13 protein-coding genes and 1 pseudogene are annotated in these 15,480 nt (G+C 71.0%); 8 read left to right on the top strand and 6 right to left on the bottom strand.

Annotated features, from left to right (window positions below):
* Entirely contained in the window at window positions 1–699 is a 699-nt protein-coding gene (locus BLW32_RS01090) for an AIM24 family protein (protein ID WP_068740291.1), read from the top strand.
* Complete coding sequence (locus BLW32_RS01085; protein WP_068526207.1) at window positions 696–1,463, top strand: AIM24 family protein; 768 nt, start codon at window positions 696–698, stop codon at window positions 1,461–1,463. Before BLW32_RS01090 ends, BLW32_RS01085 begins: the two co-directional genes overlap by 4 nt.
* A 6-nt stretch (window positions 1,464–1,469) precedes the next feature.
* On the opposite strand, the gene BLW32_RS01080 is transcribed toward BLW32_RS01085, so the two are convergent.
* The 3 genes from BLW32_RS01080 to BLW32_RS01070 all read right to left on the bottom strand — a co-directional run bounded on the left by BLW32_RS01080 (window position 1,470) and on the right by BLW32_RS01070 (window position 4,042).
* Window positions 1,470–2,231: a hypothetical protein gene (locus BLW32_RS01080; protein WP_068740289.1), complete on the bottom strand. Its 762-nt coding sequence runs from the start codon at window positions 2,229–2,231 to the stop codon at window positions 1,470–1,472.
* A 165-nt stretch (window positions 2,232–2,396) separates the two neighbouring features.
* The gene (locus BLW32_RS01075) at window positions 2,397–3,494 is read right to left on the bottom strand and encodes an inositol-3-phosphate synthase (protein ID WP_068526205.1); all 1,098 of its coding nucleotides are present in this window, start codon (window positions 3,492–3,494) and stop codon (window positions 2,397–2,399) included.
* 11 nt (window positions 3,495–3,505) lie between these two features.
* Window positions 3,506–4,042, bottom strand: a complete 537-nt coding sequence (locus tag BLW32_RS01070) for a PadR family transcriptional regulator (RefSeq protein WP_068740287.1) — start codon at window positions 4,040–4,042, stop codon at window positions 3,506–3,508.
* A gap of 235 nt (window positions 4,043–4,277) precedes the next feature.
* On the opposite strand from BLW32_RS01070, the gene BLW32_RS01065 reads away from it, so the two are divergent.
* The 3 genes from BLW32_RS01065 to BLW32_RS01055 all read left to right on the top strand — a co-directional run bounded on the left by BLW32_RS01065 (window position 4,278) and on the right by BLW32_RS01055 (window position 9,149).
* Window positions 4,278–4,676 carry a DUF5318 family protein gene (locus tag BLW32_RS01065; protein WP_068526203.1) on the top strand — a complete coding sequence of 133 codons (399 nt, stop codon included), beginning with the start codon at window positions 4,278–4,280 and terminating at the stop codon, window positions 4,674–4,676.
* A 64-nt stretch (window positions 4,677–4,740) separates the two neighbouring features.
* On the top strand, window positions 4,741–7,467 hold the full coding sequence (locus tag BLW32_RS01060; RefSeq protein ID WP_068740284.1) for a transglycosylase domain-containing protein: 2,727 nt from the start codon (window positions 4,741–4,743) through the stop codon (window positions 7,465–7,467).
* Window positions 7,468–7,550: 83 nt separating this feature from the next.
* Window positions 7,551–9,149 carry a glycosyltransferase family 87 protein gene (locus BLW32_RS01055; protein WP_225536091.1) on the top strand — a complete coding sequence of 533 codons (1,599 nt, stop codon included), beginning with the start codon at window positions 7,551–7,553 and terminating at the stop codon, window positions 9,147–9,149.
* A 149-nt stretch (window positions 9,150–9,298) separates the two neighbouring features.
* Here BLW32_RS01055 and BLW32_RS28405 read toward each other — a convergent pair.
* The 3 genes and pseudogenes from BLW32_RS28405 to BLW32_RS01045 all read right to left on the bottom strand — a co-directional run.
* Window positions 9,299–9,868 (bottom strand): annotated as a pseudogene (locus BLW32_RS28405) (hypothetical protein); the annotation flags it as partial.
* A gap of 564 nt (window positions 9,869–10,432) precedes the next feature.
* Entirely contained in the window at window positions 10,433–11,272 is an 840-nt protein-coding gene (locus BLW32_RS01050) for a CPBP family intramembrane glutamic endopeptidase (protein ID WP_068740275.1), read from the bottom strand.
* Between the two features lie 103 nt (window positions 11,273–11,375).
* A complete protein-coding gene (locus tag BLW32_RS01045) occupies window positions 11,376–12,866 on the bottom strand; it encodes an aldehyde dehydrogenase family protein (RefSeq protein WP_068740272.1) in 1,491 nt (496 codons plus the stop codon).
* 78 nt (window positions 12,867–12,944) lie between these two features.
* Between BLW32_RS01045 and BLW32_RS01040 the strand changes: the two genes are divergently transcribed.
* The 3 genes from BLW32_RS01040 (at window position 12,945) to BLW32_RS01030 (ending at window position 15,303) form a co-directional block, all read left to right on the top strand.
* The gene (locus BLW32_RS01040) at window positions 12,945–13,934 is read left to right on the top strand and encodes an NAD(P)H-dependent flavin oxidoreductase (RefSeq protein WP_068526198.1); all 990 of its coding nucleotides are present in this window, start codon (window positions 12,945–12,947) and stop codon (window positions 13,932–13,934) included.
* The gene (locus BLW32_RS01035; protein ID WP_068740271.1) at window positions 13,931–14,692 is read left to right on the top strand and encodes an enoyl-CoA hydratase-related protein; all 762 of its coding nucleotides are present in this window, start codon (window positions 13,931–13,933) and stop codon (window positions 14,690–14,692) included. Before BLW32_RS01040 ends, BLW32_RS01035 begins: the two co-directional genes overlap by 4 nt.
* A 110-nt stretch (window positions 14,693–14,802) precedes the next feature.
* Entirely contained in the window at window positions 14,803–15,303 is a 501-nt protein-coding gene (locus BLW32_RS01030) for a DUF805 domain-containing protein (RefSeq protein WP_068740269.1), read from the top strand.
* Window positions 15,304–15,480 lie beyond the last annotated feature (177 nt).

Raw genomic sequence — 15,480 nt, 5'->3', positions numbered from 1 at the left:
GTGTTCACCAAGGTCAACGGCAAGGTCGTGTCCATCGACCTCACGCGCTCCGGCCCCGTCATCGCCCGGCGCGGCGCGATGCTCTTCTACACCGGGAACGTCTTCTTCCAGCCGCACCAGATCCCGGGCATGGGCGGCGGCATGGGCGGCGCGCTCGGCGGACTCGCCGGGATGGCCGGCCGGATGATGCAGGGCGAGCACGAGGCGACGATGGTCGCGCAGGGGCACGGCACCGTGCACTACGGCTTCCGCGGCCTCGAGGTCGAAGTCGTCGAGATGCCGCAGGGCGGCGAGCTCCGCGTCGAGGCCTCCCGGCTCCTCGCGTACACGCAGGGCCTGCAGGCCTCGATCGTCTCCACCGCGGCGTCGGGCGGAGGCGGAGGGGGCGGCTTCATGGGCGCGCTGCGCTCCGCGGCGGGCGGCATGGCGACGGGGCAGGGCATGTTCACCACCCAGCTCAGCGGTGTGGGCGCCGCCGTCATCCTCGGGCACGGCGGCTTCATCACCCTGCAGGTCGCCCCGAACCGTCCGGTCACCGTCGACCCGCAGGCCTTCGCCGCGGCGCTCGGCCCGGTCCAGACCAACCTGCGCTCCACCGTGAGCCTGCGGAACATGGGCCGCACCGGCGGCGAGGCCTTCCAGCTCGACTGCACCGGCCAGGGTGTGGTCTACGTCCAAGCATCGGAGCACCGGCTGTGAGCGAACTCGACACGGTGTGGAACCCGCACACCCTCCCGGCCGGCGGCGACAACGTTCCCGGGAACCAGTACTCGTACTGCATCGACCTGATCAAGCCCTGGTTCCTGTCCAAGGGCGCGATGATCGCCCACTACGGGCAGATGACCTTCACCTCGCTGCAGCACGGACTGCAGGGGCAGCTGCTGCAGATGGTCGCGCAGCAGTTCTCCGCGCCGCTCTACCTCGGTGACTACGTCGTGGCCGAGGGGCACGGCAAGCTCATCATCGGCGACCGCGGCAACGACATCAACGCCTACGACCTCGAGGACAACGGCAACCTGACGATCCGCGCCGCGAACCTCCTGGCCTTCGAGCCGAACCTGTCGCTGCAGCAGTCCATCGTGCCGGGCTTCGTCACGCTGATCGGCACCGGCCGGTTCCTCGCCTCGTCGAACGGGCAGGTCATGTTCGTCGAGCCGCCCGTGCGGGTCGACCCGGAGGCGCTCGTCGGCTGGGCCGACTGCCCGTCGCCGAGCCACCACTACGACCAGGCGTGGGTGAGCAGCTTCGTCGCGGCCGCCGGGCGGGCGTTCGGGGTCAGTTCGGGCGAGGAGCGGCAGTTCGACTTCACCGGCTCCGGCACGGTGCTCGTGCAGTCCAGTGAGAAGGTCCTCGACGACCGGCACGTGGTCCGCAACATCACGGGGCAGCTGCCCGGCCTCTCCGCCGGGGGCCTGCGCGAGATCAACGCGTCCGTCCAGCAGCAGCTGGGCCAGCAGCAGTAGCGCGCGTCAGAAGCCGCCGAAGTCGCCGCCGCCGAAATCCCCGCCGCCGAAGTCGCCGAACCCGCCGCCGTCGAACCCGCCGCCGTCGAACCCGCCGTCGGAGCCGACGTCCCCGCCCGCGTCGGCGGCACCGTCGACCCCTGGATCGGCGAGGACGGCCGGGCCGACCCCGGCCATGCCCGCGAACATCGAGCTGAACAGCAGGTAGCTGCCCACGCCCCAGGCGCCGGCGACGAGCGCGGGCTTCCACCACGGCTCGCTGTACCAGCCCGCGGGCACCGGCCGGCCGGCCACCGTGCCGCCCGGGTAGTAGTTCGGGGTGCGGTCCGACGGCGACGGCGAGGCCGTGAGCGCGCGACCGTCGACGTCGACCGTCCGGTCCTCGGTGACGGCGCCGGCGGTGCGCTGGCCGTCGAGCTCGGGGATGGGCGGGCCGGGGTCGAGGTCCATCGCGACCCGGGCGGCGCGCGCGTAGTACAAACCCTCGAGCGCGGTCTGCTTGGCGAGCCGGGCCTGCGCGGGCGTGTTCGCACCGCCGACCTGGGCGCCGGCCGCCGTGTACCGCTCGCCGGCGTCGGCGAGGGCCTGCCGGGCGGCGTCGTTCGAGCCGACCAGGTTGTTCACCTGTCCGGCCAGGCGGTCGATCGCGGCGCGGGCGTCGGCCTGCGCGTCGGCGAGCGCGGTGGTGCGGTTCCGGTTCCCGCGGATCACGAGCACCACGATCAGCGCGATGACGGCGACGGCGATGAGGATCAGCACGGGGTCCATGACCCGACGGTACCGAGGTCGACCGCCGCGCGGCTGACGAGAAGCTGAGCGATTCGGACTTTTCGCCCAGGGCGAAGGAGCGGGGCCGCGGGCACGACGAGGGCCCGCCACCCCACGGGTGACGGGCCCTACGACGGTGGCCGGACGCGCCGGCCGGGGCGGGGACTAGTCCGCGCCGATGATGAACTCCTCGAGCTGCTTGCGCGCGACGTCGTCGGCGATCTGCTCGGGCGGGGACTTCATCAGGTACGCCGAGGCGGGGATCACGGGGCCGCCGATGCCGCGGTCCTTGGCGATCTTCGCGGCGCGCACGGCGTCGATGATGATGCCGGCCGAGTTGGGCGAGTCCCAGACCTCGAGCTTGTACTCCAGGTTCAGCGGCACGTCGCCGAAGGCGCGGCCCTCGAGGCGCACGTACGCCCACTTGCGGTCGTCGAGCCACTCGACGTAGTCCGACGGGCCGATGTGCACGTTCTTGTCGTGCACCTTGCCGGCGAGCGGGCCGTTGAGGTTCGACGTGACGGCCTGCGTCTTGGAGACCTTCTTCGACTCGAGGCGATCGCGCTCGAGCATGTTCTTGAAGTCCATGTTGCCGCCGACGTTGAGCTGGTACGTGCGGTCCAGCGTGACGCCGCGGTCCTCGAACAGCTTCGCCATCACGCGGTGGGTGATGGTGGCGCCGACCTGGCTCTTGATGTCGTCGCCGACGATCGGGACGCCCGCGTCGCGGAACTTCGCGGCCCACTCGGGGTCGGAGGCGATGAAGACGGGCAGCGCGTTGACGAAGGCGACGCCCGCGTCGATGGCGCACTGCGCGTAGAACTTGTCGGCCTCCTCGGAGCCCACGGGCAGGTAGGAGACGAGGACGTCGACCTCGTTGTCCTTGAGCGCCTGCACGACGTCGACACCCTCGCCCGGGGCCTCCTCAATGGTGAGGCGGTAGTATTTGCCCAGGCCGTCGAGGGTGTGGCCGCGCTGCACGGTGACGCCGGTGGGCGGCACGTCGGCGATCTTGATGGTGTTGTTCTCGGAGGCGTTGATCGCGTCGGAGAGGTCGAAGCCGACCTTCTTGCCGTCCACGTCGAACGCGGCGACGAACTCGACGTCGCGCACGTGGTACGGGCCGAACTTCACGTGCATGAGGCCCGGCACGGTGGCGTCGTCGGCCACGTCCTTGTAGTAGTGCACGCCCTGCACGAGCGACGAGGCGCAGTTGCCCACGCCGACGATCGCGACGCGCACCTTGGTGGAGTTGTCAGTCACCGTTGTTCCCTTCAGTCGGTGTCGGTCTTCGCGTCGGAGCGGGACTCGGCGGCGATCAGCTCGTTGAGCCACCGCACCTCGCGCTCCGTCGTTTCCAGTCCCAGCTCGTGCAACTGCCGCGTGTACGTCTCGCTGGTACCGCCGGCCGCGAGGGCCCGACGGAGCTCTTCGCGCCGCTCCTCGACCTGCCGGCGGCGACCCTCGAGGATGCGCAGCCGGGCCTGGGCGGGGGTGGCGGTGAAGAAGGCGAGATGCACGCCGAACCCGTCGTCCGTGTAGTTCTGCGGGCCGGTGTCGGCGACCAGGGCGGAGAACCGCTCCTTGCCGGCCGAGGTCAGACCGTAGACACGGCGCGCGCGGCGCTTCGACGGGCCCGGTCCGTCCTCCTCGGCGATGTACCCGGCGTCCTGCGCGCGGCGCAGGGCGGGGTACAGCGATCCGTAGGAGAACGCGCGGAACGGGCCCAGCAGTTCCGTCAGCCGCTTGCGGATCTCGTAGCCGTGCATGGGGGAGTCGTGCAGCAATCCCAGAACTGCGAGTTCGAGCACTGCCGCCTCCTTCCGGGGCACGGCGCCGAGCCGGGCGGCCGACGCGAGTGGATCTATCTCATCAATCGATCGGCAGTTGTATCGCGCCGATATATAGGACGATACCTCAGCGGTGAACCGGCGGTGAACGCCAGGCGGCGGCGAGAGGTGCCGGAGGCGCGCGACCGGGGAGGACCGTCCCGGGCGGTATGCCCTTGTCGCGGCGTTGCCGGGCCCGGCCACGTACATTGGATCCGTGCGGACGCAGAGGCAAACGGTGGACTACGCGCTGCAGCGGCGATCGCTGCTCGCGTCGGTCAACGCCGGGCGCACGGCCGTGAAGGCGGTGTGCGACGCCGACCCGTACCTGCTGCGGGCGGCCAAGTTCCACGGCCGGCCGTCCGAGGTGCTCTGCCCGATCTGCCGCAAGGAGCAGCTGACACTGGTGTCCTGGGTGTTCGGTGAGTCCCTCGGCGACGCCTCGGGTTCGGCCCGGACGGACGCCGAGCTCAGCGAGATGGAATCCACACGGGTGGAGTTCTCCGTGCATGTCGTGGAAGTGTGCAGGTCGTGCAACTGGAATCATCTGGTGCAGTCGTACGTGGCGGGCCTCCCGCCGCGACCACGGCGCAAGCGCCGCGCGGCCCCAGGCTGAACGAGCGGCGGCCGGACCGGCACGGAACGTACGAGACGACGAAGAGACGAGCGGAGAACCAGCGGTGACGAACCCGGGTGGCAAGGACGAGCGGAACGGGGCGGCCGGAGGGCCGCCGCGGCCCGGAGGCCCCACCCCGCCGGTTCCGCCGCGACCCGCGACGCCGCAGGCGGCGCCCACCACGCAGTTCCCGGTGGTCCCGCCGAGCGGCGCGAACCCCTCGGCGCCCACTCCGCCGCCTGCCCCCGGCGCCGGCCGCGCACCGTCGAGCCAGGCACCGTCGGCTCCGGCACCGTCGGACCCGGGTGCGCCGCGCACGGCCTACCAGCCCCTCTCGGGCCGCCCCGTCGACGGTGCCGAGCTCGAGGCCGAGGCGGATCGCGGCAGCGCTCCCCGCCCGGCAGCACCGGCAGAGCCGGCCGAGCAGCCCGTCGTGATCCGCAAGGCGGCCGCCGCCGCACCCGCCCCCGGCGGTGACGGTCCCGGTGGGGACGGACCGGGCGGCGACGGTCCCGGTGGCGACGGACCGGGCGGCGGCGACGGTGACGGCCCCGACGAGCCGGACGACGGCGACCATGATTCCGAGAAGAAGGGCCTGCGAGCGCTCGTGAGCGGTTCACTGTTCCGACGTGTCGTGACCGGCGGCGTGGCCGCGGTCGCGCTGATCATGGTGATCGCGCTGCTCGCCTTCCTCGTCGGCTACTGGCGCACCGACGTGCCGCAGCCGGGCGAGATCCAGACGAACCAGGTCGCGACCATCGTCATGAAGGACGGCAACACGCCCATCGCGCGCGTCGTGCCGCCCGAGGGCAACCGCGAGATCCTGCCCGCGCAGGACATCCCCGACGTCATGAAGAACGCCATCATGGCCGCCGAGGACCGGGAGTTCGCCACGAACCCGGGCTTCTCGCTCAAGGGCTTCGCGCGCGCCGTGTGGAAGCGCATCCCCGGCGTCGCCGGCGACGGCGAGGACGCCGGTGGCGGCTCGACGATCACGCAGCAGTACGTGAAGAACGCGCTGGTCGGCGACGAATCGTCGCTGACGCGCAAGTGGAAAGAGCTCATCATCTCCACCAAGATGTCCAACTCCTGGTCCAAGGACGACATCATGGCGGCGTACCTGAACACCATCTACTTCGGCCGCGGGGCGTACGGCCTCCAGGCCGCGTCGAAGGCGTACTTCAACGTCAACGCGAAGGACCTCAAGGTGGAGCAGGCCGCGCTCCTCGCCGGCCTGGTCCGCGGACCGTCGCTGTACGAGCCCACGACGCACCTCGCCGACGCCACGGGCCGGTGGAACTACGTGCTCGACGGCATGGTCGACATGAAGACGCTCGACCCCGCGCAGCGCGCCAAGCTGGTGTTCCCGAAGACCGTCGCGCCGGGCCGCGGCGCCAGCGACGACCTGTCGGCGGGCCCCAACGGCCTGATCAAGACGCAGGTGCTGCGCGAGCTCAAGGACGCCGGCATCGACGAGTCGACGCTGAGCACGCAGGGCCTGAAGATCACCACCACGATCGACCAGCAGGCGCAGTCCGCGGCCGTGAAGGCCGCCGCGAACATGGCCGAGAACCAGCCGAAGGACCTGCGCACGGCGATCGTCTCCGTCGATCCCAAGACCGGCGGTGTGCTCGCGTACTACGGCGGCAGCGACGGCAACGGCTACGACCGCGTCCAGGCCGGCCTGCAGACCGGCTCGTCGTTCAAGGTCTTCGCGCTGGTCGCCGGCCTCGAGCAGGGCATCGGCCTCTCCCGCGTCTACTCCTCCTCGCCGTTCAAGGCGCAGGGCGTCACGGTCAACAACTCCGACGGTGAGTCCTGCGGCAGCTGCAACCTGGCGACGGCGATGAAGATGTCGCTGAACACCGTCTACTACCGCCTCATGATGGACCTGAACAACCAGGCCCAGGATGTCGCCGACGCGGCGCACAAGGCGGGCGTCGCCGAGAGCTTCGGCGACATCAAGAAGACCCTGGCGCAGTCAGACGGCAGCGGCGTCGAAGGCGGCGTCGTCCTCGGCCAGTACCAGAGCCGGCCCATCGACATGGCCTCCGCGTACGCCACCCTGGCCGCCGAGGGCATCTACCGGGCGCCGCACCTGATCAGCAAGGTCACCACCGCCGACGGCCGCACGCTGCTCGACCGCCAGAACGACCCGGGCGAGCGCCGCTTCAGCAAGGACGTCGCCAACAACGTGACCGCCGCGCTGCAGCCCATCGCGTCGTACTCCAACGGCAACGGTCTCGCGGGCGGCCGCGCCTCGGCCGCCAAGACCGGCACCGCGCAGTACCAGGACACCGGCCAGAACAAGGACGCCTGGATGGTGGGCTACACCCCGTCGATCTCCACCGCGGTGTGGGTCGGCAACGACAAGGGCGGCCCGATCACCAACGGCTGGGGCGGTCCCATCTACGGCTCCGGCGTCCCGTCGACCGTCTGGAAGCAGACGATGGACGGCGCGCTCGCGGACACCGACTACGAGTCCTTCCCGACCCCCGGCATGATCGGCGGCCAGGCGGGCGTCCCGGTCGAGACGCGCACCCGGACCTCGTCGACGGGCACCGGCTCGGCGTCGGCCTCCGCGGGCGAGAGCGGCTCCGCGACCCGCACGGTGCCGGGCCTGCCCGGCGTGCCGATGCCGACGTTCCCGTGGGACCCGACCACGACGCAGCCGGGCGGCCAGACCTACCCGGGGCAGCCCACCACGCGGCCCCGGCCGGGCGGCAACGGGACGGTCCCCGGTAACGGCGGCCGCACGGTCGCGCCGCGGGTGACGAACCCGGTGCCGTGACGGAACCCCGCGCCGCGGCCCCGGAGGCGGAGGACGACGATCGCCTCCACGTCAGCCCCGGACGGTTCGACCCCGCGACGGTCATCGAGCCGGACCGGGACGTGCCGAGCCGGACGGATGCGGTGGCGCGGGACTTCTCGACGGCGCTCGGCGGTCCGGTGGGCGCGCACGCGCTCGTCGGCTTCCAGCGCTTCTTCACGCCGCTGCGCCTGATCCTGCTGGTCACGGTGCTGTTCCTGGCGCTGGGCTGGACGACGAAGGCCGGCTGCCTGCAGCAGAAGTCCGAGGGCGGGCAGCTGGTGCTGGACTGGTCGGGCAATCGGCCGTACGCCGCGATGTGCTACTCGGACACGGTGCCGCTGTACGGCGCGGAGCGCCTGAACGAGGGCCTCATGCCCTACGTGACCCAGTTCTTCGACACCGACCCGACGGGTGCGCGCCAGGAGCGCTACATGGAGTACCCGGTGCTCACCGGGATGTATCAGTACGCCGCCATGAAGGTCGCCAAGGTGTGGGTCGCCCTGCACGAGAAGTGGGGCGTGCCGGCGGCGATCGAGGTGGTGCTGTTCTTCACCGTCGCCGCGGTCGGGCTGGCGCTGTTCTGGCTCATCGCGGTGTGGGCGACGACGCGGTTGGCCGGCGGCGCGGCGTCCCCGTCGCGCCCGGCCGCGCGCCGACCGTGGGACGTCATGCTCATGGCCGCGTCGCCGCTGGTCATCGTGCACGCCTTCACCAATTTCGATGCGATCGCCGTCGCGGCGATGGCGGTGGGGATGTTGCTCTGGTCGCGGGAGCGGCACGTGTGGGCCGGCGTGCTCCTCGGGCTGGGCACCGCCGCGAAGCTGTACCCCGCGTTCCTGCTGATCGTGCTGTTCTTCCTGTGCCTGCGCGCGGGCCGCCTGCGGCCCTGGTTCACGGCGACGGCGGTCGCGCTGGCGACGTGGGTAGCGGTCAACCTGCCGATCCTCGTCGCGGCCCCGCGCGGCTGGTGGGAGTTCTTCCACCGGAACTCGATCCGCGCGGTCGACATGGACTCGATCTACGCCGTGATCAGCTCGTTCACCGGCGGCTGGGTGTTCGGCGGCGAGGGCCCGCGCGGCGGTGCCTCGTCGCTGGCGAACGGCATCACGCTGGTGCTCTTCCTCGCCGTGATCGCCGGCGTCGGCTACCTCGCGCTGAAGGCGCCCCGGCGGCCACGCGTCGCGCAGCTCGCCTTCCTCCTGGTGGCCGGGTTCCTGCTGGTGAACAAGGTGTGGAGCCCGCAGTACTCGCTGTGGCTCGTGCCGCTGGCGGTGCTCGCGATCCCGCACACGCGGCTCCTGCTCGCGTGGATGACGATCGACGCCCTGGTCTGGGTGCCGCGGATGATGTACTTCCTCGGCATGCAGAACAAGGGGCTGCCGGAGCAGGCCTTCACGGCCACGGTCCTCCTGCGCGACCTCGCGGTGATCGGCCTGTGCGTGCTGGTGGTCCGGCAGATCTACCGGCCCGACGAGGACCTGGTCCGGTCGACGTACCCGGGGCCGTACTCGCCTCCGCTGGACGATCCCGCAGGCGGCGTGCTCGACGGTGCGCCCGACTCCTCCTGGCTGCGCAGCCGCAGCGCGCAGCGCGGCAGGTACCAGACGAAGACCACGAGCAGCGCGGCGCGGCCCCAGACGCCGATCCACACGCCCCACTGAACCCACCAGGTGATCGGCAGGTTCGCCGCGTGCTCGGAGAAGTAGTTCCACACCGTGAGCTCGAGGCTCAGGTCGAACACGAGGTACGCCGCGATGAGCCGCCAGTCGACCTTGAGCAGGATGAAGAAGGGCAGCAGCCACAGCACGTACTGCGGTGAGTGCACCTTGTGGAAGAGCATGAACGCGGCCAGGATCGCGCCGCTCACGCCGAGCCACGGGTACACGCCGGTGCGCCGGTAGTGCATCCAGCCGTACACCAGCAGCGCCGCGATCGAGATCACGATGAGCAGCGGTGAGACGGACGAGACGAAGGCGTCGTAGTCCTTCGGGTCGTCGAACGCCTTGAGCACGCCCCAGTACCAGATCGAGTTGGTCGACAGGTCGGCCGTGCGCAGCTCCTGGAACTTCAGCGAGGCCCGCCAGCCCTCGAAGCCGAAGACCATGAAGGGCACGTTGATCGCGACGGCCACCACCACGGCCGTCGCCGCGGTCGCCGCCGCGCCCACCCAGTCGAGCAGGCGCCAGTCGACGCGGGCGCGCCGCCCGGGACCGTCGGGCAGCGCGACGGTGCCGGTCCTGCCGTGGGTGAGCACGTACAGCACCAGCGGCGCGACGAACAGGCCCGGATAGATCTTGAGGTCGAAGCCCACGGCGAGCACCGCTGCGGTGGCTATCGCGGGGATGCGGATCGACCCGCCGGTCCGGTCGGCCCACGCCATGATCCCGAAACCGACGGTCGCCGCGGCGACCACCGGTAGCTCCATGTTGTGGAAGGCGTACAGCGCCAGCGGCGGCGCCACCGCCCACAGCGCGGCGGTGCGGCCCGAGATCTTGGCCAGCACCCAGCCGGTGAGCATCCCGAACGGAGCGAGCAGCAGCGCCATGTGCAGCAGGAACTCGGCGTCGTTGTGCGCGCCGATCGCGCCCACCCAGAACAGCAGGCCGCTGAGCACGGGGTACTCGATCGCGCCGCCCTGCAGCTTGCCGTCGCCGTCGATCCAGCCGGTGAGGTAGGGGAAGACGTGGTTGTTGACCTCGCGACCCGTCCACAGGAACTGGATGTCGGAGTAGCAGATCCGGCCGGGCGTCGACGCGAAGCCCTCGGACCGGCCGAACTCGTCGAACGGGGCGCCCGTGCACTGCGCCTTGATCTGGTAGCCGATGACGAGCGCGAGAACGGTGAGACCGAGCACGGTCCACGCCACCCGATCGGGGCGGAAGCTGGGCCGGGACATGCGCACCACCCTATCGGCCCCGGTCGTGGGGGCAGGTCGACGGTGCCGTCACGCTCCGGCGAGGAACTGCAGCGGGTTCGCTTTCCACACGCCGTGGATCACCAGCAGCGGCCACATCACCCGGTACCGCAGCCACAGGAAGCCGAGGAACAGCCCGCTCACGCCCTGGTTCGCGAGCACGTTCATCGCGTCCGGCAGGGGTGCACCCGAGCCCTGGATCGCGACGTGCCAGGACGCCCAGACCACCGCCGAGAGCGCGACCGCCGCCCACGGCCCGAGCACGGCGTGCCAGCGGGTGAGCAGCCAGCGCCGGTAGAAGACCTCCTCGAGCAGCGCGTTCATCGCGAAGCCGACGAGCAGCAGGAGCACCGCGTCGAGGAGCTGCACCCCGGCGAGGAAGCTCTCGCTCCGGTCGCTGAGCGCCAGGTACACCACCAGATAGGCGAGGACGGCGGGCACGGGCCTCCACCCGGGGCGGGAGGTCGGGTCGGGCCACCGGCGGCCCCACCGGCGGTCGAGGGCGAACACCGCCGCGGGTACCGCGAGCAGCAGCGCGAGCTTGAGCACGGTGTACGTCGGCTCCTCCGGGCCGAGCACGATGAGGCCCGCGGCGAAGGCGACGCCGCAGGCCAGCAGGATCCAGGCCTGGGGCCGCGGGTCGGGCGGTGCCTCCGCCCGGTCCGCCCCGTCCGCCGCGTTCCGGGCGGGCACGGCGAGTGCGACGAGCAGCCCCGCGACCACCGGCGCCCACGGCTGCCACCACGGGATCGTGTCCATCGAGTCCGCGGTGTACCGCAGTCCCCGGCCCGAGAGCGCCGCCACGAGCGACGAGGCGCCGATCGCGCCGATCCCGAGCGCCGCGACCGTCCACCCCGCCCACGTCCTCACGCCCCCACCGTACGGCGGTGTCCGTTCCGAAACCGGCCTCCAGCGCCGCGACGCCGCGAATACTTCGCCGCGGCCTCGCTCGAGCGCTGTTTCGGAATGGAGATCAGCGGCCGTAGAGGTGCTTGAGCATCATCCGGACGGACTTCATGTCGCGCTCCTTGCGTGTGAACGAGAGCAGGTCCATCGGCAGCGCGAACTTCTGCGCGGCCACGGACTGGGGGCGGCTGAACTCGCGGAGCCCGTCGGCGCCGTGGATCCGGCCGAAGCCGGAATCGCCGAGGCCGCCGAACGGGAGCGCGGGCACCGAGGCGAACGACAGGAACGAGTTCACGGCCACGGCGCCCGTGCGCAGCCGGCGGGCCAGCTCGCGGCCGCGGTCGATGTTCTTCGTCATGATCGCGGCGGAGAGCCCGTAGGTGCTGTCGTTGGCCTTGTCGATGGCCTCGTCGACGTCCTCGACGCGGGTGACCACGACCGTCGGGCCGAAGGTCTCCTCGGTGACCGCGGTCGAATCGTCCGGAACGTCCACGAGGAGCACGGGCTGGACGGTGCGCTCGCCGACCGACTCCCGGCCGCCGACGAGGGCGCGGCCGCCCCGGCTCAGCGCGTCGTCGATGTGCGAGGCGATGATCTGCAGCTGCGCCGGCATGGTCGCGGGGCCGTAGTCGACGCCGTCGGTCTCGCCGCCGTGGATCTCCCGGGATGCGGCGGCCAGCTTGTCGACGAACTCGTCGTACCGGTCCGCGACGACGTACACGCGCTCGACCCCCGCGCAGGTCTGCCCTCCGTTGCCGTAGGCGCCGAACGCCGCGGCCTTCACGGCGGCGTCGACGTCCGCGTCGGCGTCCACGATCATCGCGTCCTTGCCGCCGCCCTCGATCGTGACGGGCGTGAGCGTCTCGGCGCACGCGGCCATGACGGTGCGCGCGGTGCGGGCCGAGCCGGTGAACGCCAGTTTGTCGACGCCCGACCGGCACAGCGCGGCGCCGGTGTCGCCCCGGCCATGCACCACCTGGAGCACGGGCTGCGCGGGGCATGCGGCGGCCCAGGTGTCGGCGAGGAACTGGCCGACGGCCGGCGTCAGCTCGCTGGGCTTGAAGACGATCGCGTTGCCCGCGGCGAGGGCGTACGAGATGGAGCCCATCGGGGTGTAGACGGGGTAGTTCCACGGCCCGATCACGCCGATCACGCCGAACGGCCGGTGCTCGACGGTGGCGGTCAGATTGGCGCCCATCATCCCGGTGCCGACCTTGCGGCGCCCGAGCACCTTCTCCGCGTTCTTCGCGGCCCAGTCCAGGTGGACGATCGCGAGCATGACCTCGAGCAGCGCGTCGTCGTGCGGCTTGCCGGTCTCGGCGGTGATCACGCCGGCCAGGTCCTCGGACCGGCGCGCCAGCTCGGAGCGGAAGCGCAGCAGCCAGCTCCGGCGGGCCTTGGGCTCGAGGTCGCCCCACCACTGGGCGGCCTCGCGGGCCCGGTCCACGGCGTCGACCACGGAGGCCGCGTCGGCGATGGGGAAGCGTGCGACCTCCGCGCCGGTGCGCGGGTCGGTCGAGATCAGGTCACCGGTCGTGGTCTTCGACGGTGCGGTCATGACGGTCCTCCAGGATCGGAACAGGTATCTGCTCGATATGTTAGAGACTGTTCTCTCATCTGTGCTAGCTTTCGCAGCATGTTCTCCACGCGATTCACCGAGCAGTTCGGCGTCCGGTACCCGATCGTCCAGGGCGGCATGATGTGGGTCGGCCGGGCCCGCCTCGCCGCCGCCGTCTCCGAGGCCGGCGGCCTCGGCATCCTCACGGCGCTGACCCAGCCGTCGCCGCAGGACCTGCGCGAGGAGATCGCGCGCACGCGCGAGCTCACGGCGAACCCGTTCGGCGTGAATCTCACCGTGCTGCCGACGATCGACCCGCCGCCCTACGACGAGTACCTGCGCGCCGCGGTCGAATCGGGCATCACGATCATCGAGACGGCCGGCTCGAACCCGGCGAAATTCCTGCCGTACCTCAAGGACAACGGCGTCAAGGTGATCCACAAGTGCACCAGCGTCCGGCACGCGCTCAAGGCGCAGGCCATCGGCGTCGACGCGGTCTCGATCGACGGCTTCGAGTGCGCGGGTCACCCCGGCGAGGACGACATCCCCGGCCTGGTCCTGATCCCCGCCGCCGCCGACGCCCTGGAGATCCCGATCCTCGCGTCCGGCGGCATCGCCGACGCCCGCGGCCTCGTCGCCGCGATCGCGCTGGGCGCCGACGGCATCAACATGGGCAGCCGCTTCCTGTGCACCGTCGAGTCGCCGATCGCGCCGGAGGTGAAGGCGCAGATCGTCGCGAACTCCGAGCTGGACACGAAGCTCATCTTCCGCACGCTGGGCAACACCGCTCGCGTCGCCAAGAACTCGGTGTCGGTCGAGGTGGTGGAGACCGAGGCGCAGGGCTGCGAGTTCGAGGACATCCGGCATCTCGTCGCGGGCGCGCGCGGCCGGAAGGTCTTCGAGGACGGCGACGTCGAGGCCGGCATCTGGAGCGTCGGCCTGTGTCAGGGGCTCATCCGCGACGTCCCCACGTGCGCGCAGCTCATCGAGCGGATGATCGCCGAGGGCGGCTCCATCATCGAGCGGCGCCTCGCGCCGCTCGCGAAGGTCGCGGAGGGCGTGGCGTGAGCGAGGACTTCCGGCGCACCGTCGAGGGCGGCGTCCTGACGGTGACGATCGACCGCCCGCAGCGCATGAACGCCTTCGGTATTCGCGCCGCATGGGAGCTGGCGCGCATCATTGAGGAGGCCGACGCCGATGCGGCGATCCGCGTCGTCGTGGTGACCGGCGAGGGCCGCGCGTTCAGTACCGGTGCCGACCTGGCCGGTGAGGCCGCGGAGCCGCAGGAGGCCCTCGAGGCCGTCAACGCCTACATCCGGGCGATCGTCGGCGCGTCGATCCCGGTGATCGCCAAGGTGAACGGGCCGTGCGCGGGCATGGCCGTGGGCCTCGCGCTCTCCGCCGACCTCACGTTCGTCGCCGACACCGCGTACTTCCTGCTGCCCTTCGTGGGCATCGGGCTGCTGCCCGACGCCGGTACCACCGCGCTCGTTCCCGCCGCCATCGGCCGCACCCGCGCGATGGGGATGGCGTTGCTGGGCAACCGGATCTACGGGCCGGAGGCGCTGGCCGCCGGGATGGTCACGGCCGTCCACCCGGCCGAGGAGCTCGACGGTGCCGTCGCCGCGGCCGCCGCGAAGCTCGCCGCCGGGCCTCGGGAGGCGATCGCCGCCACCAAGCGCGCCGTCAACGCCTCCACGCTCGCCGGCCTCGACGACGCGCTGCGCCGCGAGACCGAGTCGCAGGTCATTCTGCTCAAGACCGACGATCACCGCGAGGGCGTCGACGCCATGCTGGGCAAGCGCCCCGCCCGCTTCACCGATTGAGCACATTTGCTCAACCAAGGGTGATGTAAAGCATATTGCACGTTCGTCTTATGGCACTCTAAGTTTTTCCCCGACGGTCGAACATCGGCCGACTGACCAGGGGGAATTTGATGACGGACTATTATCAGCACCAGTACCAGGCACCGGTCGCCGGGACGCAGAGTCCCGACGATCTGACATTGCCGCTCTACGGCGCGACCTTCGGGCAGGCGCTTCGCCGATTCTTCGCGAGCTACCTCACGTCCGCGGGCCGTGCGTCGCGAAGTGAGTTCTGGTGGGTGGCGCTCGTGGCGGCGGCCGTGTCCGCCGTCGGGGTCGCGCTCATCGGCATCGGCAACGCACTCACGGGGGAAGAGGCGAGCGGTGCCGGCATGATCCCCACGATCATCGGCGTGGTTGTCCTCCTGGTGAGTGGCTTCATCTTCGGCATCGGCAGCATCTGCCTGACCATTCGGCGATTGCACGACATCAACGCCTCCGGCTGGTGGTACCTGCCGATCTTCCTGCTGGGACCGATTCCGCTCGTCGGCTTCCTCGTCTACATCGCGATCATCGTGATCGGAGTGCTGCCGAGCAACCCCTCCGGAATCCGCTTCGATGCCCGCTCGTAGCCGGCACCATCTTTCGAAGCGTTCTGCGACCGATCCAGCCCATTCGACCGCAGAACGCTTCGAAAGATGTTCGGCCACGGGCATACCAGTGAGGTTGCCGCTGTGACGAGACGAAAGGGCCCGGCACCGTCGAATAGACGGTGCCGGGCCCTTCGCGCTACGGCCTAGCGGTGAGTC

The sequence above is a fragment of the Tsukamurella tyrosinosolvens genome, from assembly GCF_900104775.1.
GTDB classification, from domain to species: domain Bacteria; phylum Actinomycetota; class Actinomycetes; order Mycobacteriales; family Mycobacteriaceae; genus Tsukamurella; species Tsukamurella tyrosinosolvens.
This window is presented reverse-complemented; position numbering and strand designations above follow the sequence as displayed.

Excerpts from the sequence above, each read along its gene's own strand:
- BLW32_RS01045 (WP_068740272.1), bottom strand. The coding sequence starts at position 12,866 with ATGACCGCACCGTCGAAGACCACGACCGGTGACCTGATCTCGACCGAC.
- BLW32_RS01080 (WP_068740289.1), bottom strand. The coding sequence starts at position 2,231 with ATGGACCCCGTGCTGATCCTCATCGCCGTCGCCGTCATCGCGCTGATC.
- BLW32_RS01040 (WP_068526198.1), top strand. The coding sequence starts at position 12,945 with ATGTTCTCCACGCGATTCACCGAGCAGTTCGGCGTCCGGTACCCGATC.
- BLW32_RS01030 (WP_068740269.1), top strand. The coding sequence starts at position 14,803 with ATGACGGACTATTATCAGCACCAGTACCAGGCACCGGTCGCCGGGACG.